This window comes from Methylobacterium sp. WL116 (genome assembly GCF_008039455.1).
GTDB lineage: Bacteria > Pseudomonadota > Alphaproteobacteria > Rhizobiales > Beijerinckiaceae > Methylobacterium.
This window is the reverse complement of the sequence record NZ_VRUV01000218.1, coordinates 1-7,420: the sequence shown is the minus strand read 5'-3', so window position 1 is coordinate 7,420 and position 7,420 is coordinate 1. Positions and strand designations below refer to the sequence as shown.

Genomic DNA, 7,420 nt, shown 5'->3' with positions numbered 1-7,420 from the left:
GCCTCGAGCTGCGCGGCCTCGCCATCAGCCGGACCGGCGCCGGCGAGCCGATGCTGGTCGAGGTCGGGCGCCTGGCTCACGGCGGCACCGGCGCCGAGAGCGGCACGACCCTGGAGGCGATCGCGTTCGCGCAGGGCGGCCTCAAGGCCCGGCTCGCGCGTGTGGCGCTCACCGGCGTCTCCCTCGCCCCGACCATCGCGACCCTGCGCCGCCTCGCCAACCCGGACACCGCCGTCACCGACGAGGAGCTGCGCCGCCTCACCCCCGCGGTCGGCGGCCTGGCGCTGCAGGACCTGAGCCTCGACATGCCGGGCGCCCCGGCCCCGGTCGGCAAGGAGCCCGGCCGGACCGCATCCAGGCCTCCGGCCACCGCTAAGTCCGGCGATCCCCTCGCCACGCCCGCCGCCCCCGGTGCGGCACCGGTCCACCTCGCCCTGCGCAGCGGCGCCCTGACCTTCGGGCCGCTGCGCGACGGGGTGCCGACCGCGAGCCGCCTCGATCTTTCGGGCCTGACGTTCCCCGCGGCGATGGTCGCCGGCATGCCGGTGCTCGGCGCCCTGCCGGATTACGGCTATGCCGATCTCGACCTCAACCTCGTGGTCGATTCCGCCTGGGACGAGGCCAAGCGCGAGGTCGCGGTGCGCGAGATGACGCTGTCAGGCCGCGACATCGGCTCGCTGCGGCTCGCCGGGACGATCGGCGGCCTCGGGCCGGAGCTGTTCGCCTCGCACATCCCGGCGGCGAGCCTGCTGATGCTGACGGCGACCGCCAAGGCCCTCGACCTGACGATCCAGAATACCGGCCTGTTCGAGCGCTTCCTCGCGGCCCAGGCGAAGGCCCTCAGCCTGAAGCCGGAGGAGCTGCGCCAGGAATACGTGGCGGCAACCCAGTTCGGCGTGCCGGCGATGCTCGGGAACTCGCCCGCCGCCCGGGCGATCGGCGCGGCGCTGGGCCAGTTCGTGACGAAGCCCGGCCGCCTGACGATGACCGCGAAGGCGAAGAACGCCGCCGGCCTCGGCTTCGCCGATTTCGGCCTGGCCCGCACGCCGGGTGCGGTGCTCGACAAGCTCGACGTCGACGCCAAGGTGGAGTGAGGCCGGCCCTTCCGCTCGAAGGAACGCTATTCCGCGATGACGCCGGGGAAGCGCTGCGCCAGGTCCTGTCGCGTCGCATCTGCCCAGGCGCGGTCCCGCTGCGGCCGCGGCCGGTCGAGCGGGATGGTGGCGACGAGGCTCGCCGGGCGCGGGGAGAGCAGCAGCAGCCGGTCGGCGACGGCGATCGCCTCGGCGACGTTGTGGGTCACCATCAGCACGCTCATGCCGAGCCGGTCGACGGTGTCGACCACGAGGCCGCGGAGCGAGGCGGCGGCCGCGTCGTCGAGCGACACGAACGGCTCGTCGAGCACCAGGAGCCGCGGGTCGTTGGCGAGCGCGCGGGCCAGCGCCACGCGGCGCTGCATCCCCAACGACAGCGCGCCCGGATAGCGGCCGCGCCAGGGGGCGAGCCCGAGATGGGCGAACAGCCCGTCGAGGTCGCGCCCGCGCTGCGGCCGCGGCATCGCGAGGCGCACGTTCTGCTCCACCGTCCGCCACGGCAGCAGGCGCGGCTCCTGGAAGACCATGCCCGGCCCGGTCTCCGAGGCGCGCGGATCCGGCACGATGGAGCCGTCGTAATCGGCGTCGAGCCCGAGCAGGATCCGCAGCGTCGTGGTCTTGCCGGCCCCCGAGGGCCCGATCAGGCAGGCGATCTCGCCCGGCCGGATCGCGAAGGCGAGGTCGCGCACCGCCTCCACCGGCTCGGCCGAGGCCGGATGGTAGACCTTTCGCGCGATCTCGACCGTGAGGACCGCGTCGGAACCCGACATCTCGTCGACGGCGGCGGACATCTTATCGCCAGCGGCGGACATGCGCTTCGAGCCGCTGCAGGAGGAGGATGTCGATGGCGATCATCACGCTCATGAACACGATGCTGTAGCCGAGGATCGCGGCGACGTCGGTGCTCTGGACGAAGTAGTAGTTGATCGCGAAGCCGACGCCGTTGGGGCGGCCGAGCAGCTCGATCACCAGCACGATCTTCCAGGCCAGCGACAGGCCGGAGCGCGCCGCGGCCACCACGTAGGGCTGCAGCTGGGGCACCAGCACGTGGGCGACCCAGGAGCGCCGGTCGAACCGGTAGGTCCGCGCCATCTCCTCAAGGCCCGGGTCGAGGTCGCGCGCGCCCTCCCGCAGGATGACCGCGACGTTGGGCAGCTTGTTCAGCACCACGGCCAGGATCGCGGCCGACTCGTTCAAGCCGACCCAGACGTAGGCCAGCACCGTGATCACCAGGGCGGGCGTGTTCAGCATCGCCAGCAGCGGCGTGTCGAGCAGGGTGTTCAGGCGCTTCGAGCGGCCGAGCGCGACGCCGAGCAGCACGCCGAGCACCATCGCGAGCACGAACGAGACGCCGACCCGCGCCAGCGTGATCCCGACATTGGTCCACAGGTCGCCGCGCGCCGATTCCCGGCCGATGAAGGCCGCCACGGTGAGCGGCGTCGGCAGCATCCGCGAGCCCGCGGCTTGTGCCGCAGCCTGCCACGCGGCGAGCAGCACCAGCATCGAGCCGAGACGGGTGAGGATGGCGCAGCGGTTCGAGGCGCTTGCGCGGATCAACCGGTCTTCCCGTCGTAGTACAGGCCCGGCGGCAGGCCGGTGCCGGTGCCGACGAGGCGTTCGCCCCCGAGCCTCGACATCACCGAGAACAGCCGCTCGCCGTCGCTGCGCTCCTCGGCCAGCGGGCGGCGCGGGATGCCGGCGAGGTATTCCCGCTTCAGGGCCTCGAAGATGGCGTCGTCGTCGGCGGCCATCAGCGGGCGCACAATCTCCCAGGCGGAGGGGTCGGCCGCGAGCATGTCCTTGGCCGCGCGCACCGCGCGCACGAACCCGGCCATCGCCTCGGGCTTCTCGGCGACGGTCTGCGCCTCGAACAGGTATCCGATCAGCGCGAACGCGCCCTTCGCGCCGAGCGCGCGCATCATGTCGTCGGCGCCGATCAGCCGGCGGAAGCCCTTGGCCTCGAGGCGTGCGCAGTAGGTCCAGTAGGTGAGCGCGGCATCGAGCGACCCCTGCTCGAGCTTCAAAGCGATCAGGGGCGGTGCGCCGTAGGCGATCTCGGTCTTGGCCTCGATGTCGAAGCCGGCCGCGTCCTGCGCCTGGGCCTTGAGCAGCAGCCAGTTCTTGTCGAGCGGCCCGCCGCCGACGCCGAGGCGCTTGCCTTCGAGATCCTTGAGGGTCTTCACCGGGCTCGCGGCGGGCACCATCACGGCGCCCTCGGAGGTCGAGGCCGGCACGTAGCGCATCGCCCGGCCCTCGTTGCCGAGGCGGGCCGCCCAGAGCAGGTCCCCGACGATCACGTCGACCTGGCCGCCCATGAACGCGATCCGTGCCGCGTCGTTGCCGGCGAGCTTGACGAGGTCGAGGGTGAAGCCGTTGGCGGCGTCGAGCCCGCGCGCCTTGATCACCGCGGCTTCCCACGCGACCGTGCCGAACGGCAGGCTGCCGAGGCGCACGCTCGGGGCCGCCAGCGCCGGATGCGACAGCACCGGCAGGCCGGCGAGCGCGGCGGCGAGCAATCCGCGCCGTGACAGCATGGCGCCTTCTCCCTGGAGGTCTTGCCGGCCGGTTCGGCCTTGGGGCCGCCCCGGCCGGAGCGGTGAGGCTCCGACGCCGAGGGTGCCGTTGCCGAAAGGTCATAGGGCGCAGCACGCGGCCCGTCCACAACCGCCTTGCGCGGGAGCGGTGGCCGGGGCAGGCTCGAAGGGGACAACCGACATCGGAAGAGAGATCATGGCCGAGCCACGCGAAGGCGCCCTGGACGACGAGACCATCGCCGCTCGGATCGCCGCCGAGATCCCGGCCTGGCGCTACGAGGACGGGTGGATTCGCCGCACCTACAAGACCGCGAGCTGGAAGAGCACGCTGATGGTGATCAACACCATCGGCCACCTCGCCGAGGCCGCGTGGCACCACCCCGACCTGACCGCTTCCTACGCCTGGGTCGAGGTGCGGCTGATGAACCATGCCGCCAAGGGCATCACCGACAAGGACTTCGCGCTGGCGCGCAAGATCGAGGAGGTCGTCTCCTGGCAGCCGGGCCTCGAGGGCCAGGGCCTGGAAGGGACGCCGACGGACGCACGCTTCGCCTACGTCAAGTACGAGAAGTAGGCCGATCCTCACGACACGCTCATGGCATCGCGCGGCGGAGACGCTCGATTCCTTACGTGGGCGGCTCGATCTTGGCGGTGCGGTTCCGGCAAGGGGCCGCGCCAGCCCCGCGTGAGACCATGCCGAACCTTCGATCCGCCCTCGCCGCCGTCGCCGGCCGCCCGCCCGCCATCCCGGACGCGCCCGCTCTCAGCTTCACCATCGGGCAGGATGCCGGCGGCTGCTGGGTCGCGCTGGAGAGCCACGGGATCGCCGGCGGCCTGTTCCGCAACCGCGACGACGCGCTCCATTACGCCGGGGGCGAGATCCGGAACGGGCGCGGCGAGATCCGCTTCGCCACCGGCCCCATCGCCTTCAAGGCCGGATGCTGAGGCGCCCCGCGGTCACTGCGGGCTCTTCACCCGGCGGCACTCGGTCTTGAGGTAGGAGGTCTTGCCGATCTCGTCGCGCAGGTCCGTGCGGGCGATGATCTCCTGCCAGCCGTTGGTGCAGCCGAGCTCGTTCGCGACGCGGACCTTGCGCACCTCCAGGGCCTTGTCGTCGGTGCAGGCTTCCTGCGCGATCGCGTTGGCGCAGACGAGGACGACGGCGAGGAAGGTGTTCACGGCAAGGGCTCTCCCGCGGGAAGGACGTGGCAGCCCTACGCACGAGCCGTGCAGGAGGTTTCGCGCCGGGCGGCGCGGCGGCGTCGCCTTGCGTCGACCGGGCCGAGCTTCACGCCACGGCGACGACGCGGTCGGCCGCGTAGGTCGCGCCCTCGACCGGGTTCGCCACCCATCGGCAGCGCCCGATCGCCATGTCGTGCCCGGCATGAAAATGGCCGGACACCCACAGGACGGGCCGCGCGGCGTCTTCGAGGTCGTCGAGCACCGTGGTCGCGTAGAAGGCCGGCACCCACCACGGCACCCCCGGCGCATCGCGGAAGGCGTCGGCCGCACGCGGGCTCGGGGGATGGTGCGTCACCGCCACCGTCGGCCCGTCGAACGGCTGCGCCAGGGCCGCCAGCAGCCGGCGGCGCTCGGAGGCGTGGGCCGCCATCGCGTCGGCGGGAAGCCAGGCGGTGCCGTCGGCCTTGCGGATCGAGCCGCGGTACTCTCGCGAACCGGTGATCGGGTCGGTCATCCGCTCGGCCGCGTAGCTCACCGGGTCGGCCGGCCGGTCGGGCGCGTCCGCCGCGAGCCAGCGCCCGGCCAGGGACCAGTCGCTCCACAGGGTCGCGCCGACGAAGCGGACCCCATCGAGGACGCACGTGGCGCCGTGCTGCAGCAGGTGGATCCGGGCACCGGCGCCATTCAGGCGCTCGACCTCCCCTGTCAGTGCGGCGAGGAGCTTGGGGGCGGTTCGCGCGTCGCCGGTCGGCGCATAGTGCTCGTGGTTGCCCGGCACGAGCACCACCGGTCGGCCGCCGGCCAGCGCCAGCACGGCGGCGAGCCCGCGCTCGGGGTGGCCCTCGTACAGATCGCCGGCGCAGACCATCACGTCGAACGCCCCGCTCGGTGCGGCGATGAGATCGAGGCGGCGGCGCTCGAGATGGAGGTCGGAGATCGGGAAGATCCTCACGGGGGCGGTCCTGCTTCCTGGGCGGCGCGGCGCTCGGCGGAGGCCGCGCGAAGGATGTCGCTGGCCGAGTCCGCGTTGAGGATGGCGATCCCGGCCGCGGCGATCAGGTCGGGCCAGGGCGAGGGCTGCAGCGCGGTGGCGAGCCCGGCCGCGATGATCGCCAGGTTGGCGTAGGCGTCGTTGCGGGCCGACAGCCAGGCCGCCCGCGTCAGGCTGCCGGCGCCGTCGCGATGGCGCGACAGCATCAGGGCGCAGGTCAGGTTGACGGCGAGCGCGCCGAGGCCGGTGAGCGTCAGAGGAAGCGGCGCCGGCGCGCTCAGGTCCGAGACCTTCTCGTAGGCCGCGTAGGCGGTCGCGAGGGCCGGCACCATCAGGATGCCGGCCATCAGCGTGCCGAGGCGGGCGCGGTTGACCGCGCTCCAGCCGAGGCCGGCGAAGATCAGCAGGTTGATCGCCGCGTCCTCGAGGAAGTCGAGGCTGTCGGCGATCAACGCCACCGAGCCGATCGCCAGGGCGACCGCGATCTCGATGCCGAAGTAGCCGAGGTTCAGCCCCGCGACGCGCGCGACGACGGGGCGGAGCGGGGGGGAGGCGGTGGAGTCCACGCGGGCGACGGTGTCCGTTGACGGGCCGGGCCGCCTCTTCGCCCACCGCGCGCGGGCTGTCGACCCGGCCTCGGCGTTTCGCCCGGCTGGATTCGGCGCCCGACCTGTGCGAGGCGGGGCCGCGGCCGGACCGAATCCGTGCGGCCGGAACGAGGAGTCTCAGATGTTGCCCGAATTGCGCGTTCTCTACTTCGAGGACCTCGAAGTCGGGCTCTCGGAGACCCTGTCGAAGACGATCGCCTCCTCCGACGTGATCGGCTTCGCCGAGATCACCGGCGACCGCAACCCGATCCACCTGTCCGAGCACTTCGCGGCGCGCACGCCCTTCGGCACCCGCATCGCCCACGGCCTCTACACCGCCGGGCTGATCTCAGCGGTGCTCGGCACCCGCCTCCCCGGCCCCGGCGCGGTCTACATCAGCCAGACCCTGAACTTCCGCGCGCCCGTGCGCATCGGCGACACCGTCGACGTGACCGTCGAGGTAGCCGAGCTCGTGCCCGAGCGGCGCCGCGCGCGCCTCAAGTGCACCTGCTCGGTGGCCGGCGAGGTCGTGCTCGACGGCGAGGCCCTGGTGAAGGTGCCGACCAAGGCCGAGGCCGACCCGCTGGCGATCCGCATGGGCGGCCGTCCGCCGGCGTGAGCGGAGCCGGACCCTAGGGCCGCCGACCGCATGTCCGCCGACGCGCGGTCCGTGCAGCCGATCCCGATCACCGATCCGGCCGATCCGCGCCTCGCCCCCTATGCGGCGATGCGTGAGCGCGACCTCGTCGGGCGGGCCGGTCGCTTCATCGTCGAAGGCGAGGTCACGCTGCGGCTGATGCTGTCGCCGCAGGCCCGCTTCCGCACCGAATCGATCCTGTTGCTGCCCGAGCGCGTCGCCGGCCTCGCGGCCGCGATCGAGGCCGGCCCCGGCACGCCGCCAGTCTTCGTCGCCGACCGCGCGGTGATGAGCGCGGTGGCCGGGTTCCCGATCCATCGCGGCGTGCTCGCCGTCGGCATTCGCGGCGACGGCGTGCGTGCGGACGCGGTCGTCCCGCCGGCGCCGCGAATGCC

The 7,420-nt window shown here is 73.0% G+C and carries 9 protein-coding genes and 2 pseudogenes; 5 read left to right on the top strand and 6 right to left on the bottom strand.

Annotation, left to right across the window (positions count from 1 at the left end; translation table 11 throughout):
- A pseudogene (locus FV223_RS30495) lies at positions 1-1,094 on the top strand (hypothetical protein); the annotation flags it as partial.
- Between the two features lie 26 nt (positions 1,095-1,120).
- Here the strand turns inward: FV223_RS30495 and FV223_RS15875 are convergent.
- Genes FV223_RS15875 through FV223_RS15865 form a run of 3 tightly spaced genes read right to left on the bottom strand, consistent with a single transcriptional unit; the run spans position 1,121 to position 3,628 of the window.
- Complete coding sequence (locus FV223_RS15875; protein ID WP_147727943.1) at positions 1,121-1,885, bottom strand: ATP-binding cassette domain-containing protein; 765 nt, start codon at positions 1,883-1,885, stop codon at positions 1,121-1,123.
- Between the two features lies 1 nt (position 1,886).
- On the bottom strand, positions 1,887-2,597 hold the full coding sequence (locus FV223_RS15870; RefSeq protein WP_147727945.1) for an ABC transporter permease subunit: 711 nt from the start codon (positions 2,595-2,597) through the stop codon (positions 1,887-1,889).
- Positions 2,598-2,647: 50 nt separating this feature from the next.
- Positions 2,648-3,628: an ABC transporter substrate-binding protein gene (locus FV223_RS15865; protein WP_147727942.1), complete on the bottom strand. Its 981-nt coding sequence runs from the start codon at positions 3,626-3,628 to the stop codon at positions 2,648-2,650.
- 196 nt (positions 3,629-3,824) lie between these two features.
- On the opposite strand from FV223_RS15865, the gene FV223_RS15860 reads away from it, so the two are divergent.
- Positions 3,825-4,202 (top strand): 4a-hydroxytetrahydrobiopterin dehydratase, encoded by a 378-nt coding sequence (locus FV223_RS15860; protein ID WP_147727941.1) that lies wholly within the window; start codon positions 3,825-3,827, stop codon positions 4,200-4,202.
- Positions 4,203-4,321: 119 nt separating this feature from the next.
- Positions 4,322-4,573, top strand: a complete 252-nt coding sequence (locus FV223_RS15855; protein ID WP_147727940.1) for an RAG2 PHD domain containing protein — start codon at positions 4,322-4,324, stop codon at positions 4,571-4,573.
- Between the two features lie 12 nt (positions 4,574-4,585).
- On the opposite strand, the gene FV223_RS15850 is transcribed toward FV223_RS15855, so the two are convergent.
- From FV223_RS15850 to FV223_RS15840, 3 genes are all read right to left on the bottom strand, one after another.
- Positions 4,586-4,807, bottom strand: a complete 222-nt coding sequence (locus tag FV223_RS15850; RefSeq protein ID WP_147727939.1) for a hypothetical protein — start codon at positions 4,805-4,807, stop codon at positions 4,586-4,588.
- A gap of 109 nt (positions 4,808-4,916) precedes the next feature.
- Complete coding sequence (locus FV223_RS15845; RefSeq protein WP_147727938.1) at positions 4,917-5,762, bottom strand: metallophosphoesterase; 846 nt, start codon at positions 5,760-5,762, stop codon at positions 4,917-4,919.
- A complete protein-coding gene (locus FV223_RS15840) occupies positions 5,759-6,367 on the bottom strand; it encodes a cation transporter (protein ID WP_147727937.1) in 609 nt (202 codons plus the stop codon). Before FV223_RS15840 ends, FV223_RS15845 begins: the two co-directional genes overlap by 4 nt.
- A 163-nt stretch (positions 6,368-6,530) precedes the next feature.
- On the opposite strand from FV223_RS15840, the gene croR reads away from it, so the two are divergent.
- Together croR and FV223_RS15830 are read left to right on the top strand one after the other, a co-directional pair.
- On the top strand, positions 6,531-7,007 hold the full coding sequence (gene croR, locus FV223_RS15835; protein ID WP_147727936.1) for a 3-hydroxybutyryl-CoA dehydratase: 477 nt from the start codon (positions 6,531-6,533) through the stop codon (positions 7,005-7,007).
- 30 nt (positions 7,008-7,037) lie between these two features.
- Positions 7,038-7,420 (top strand): annotated as a pseudogene (locus FV223_RS15830) (RNA methyltransferase); the annotation flags it as partial.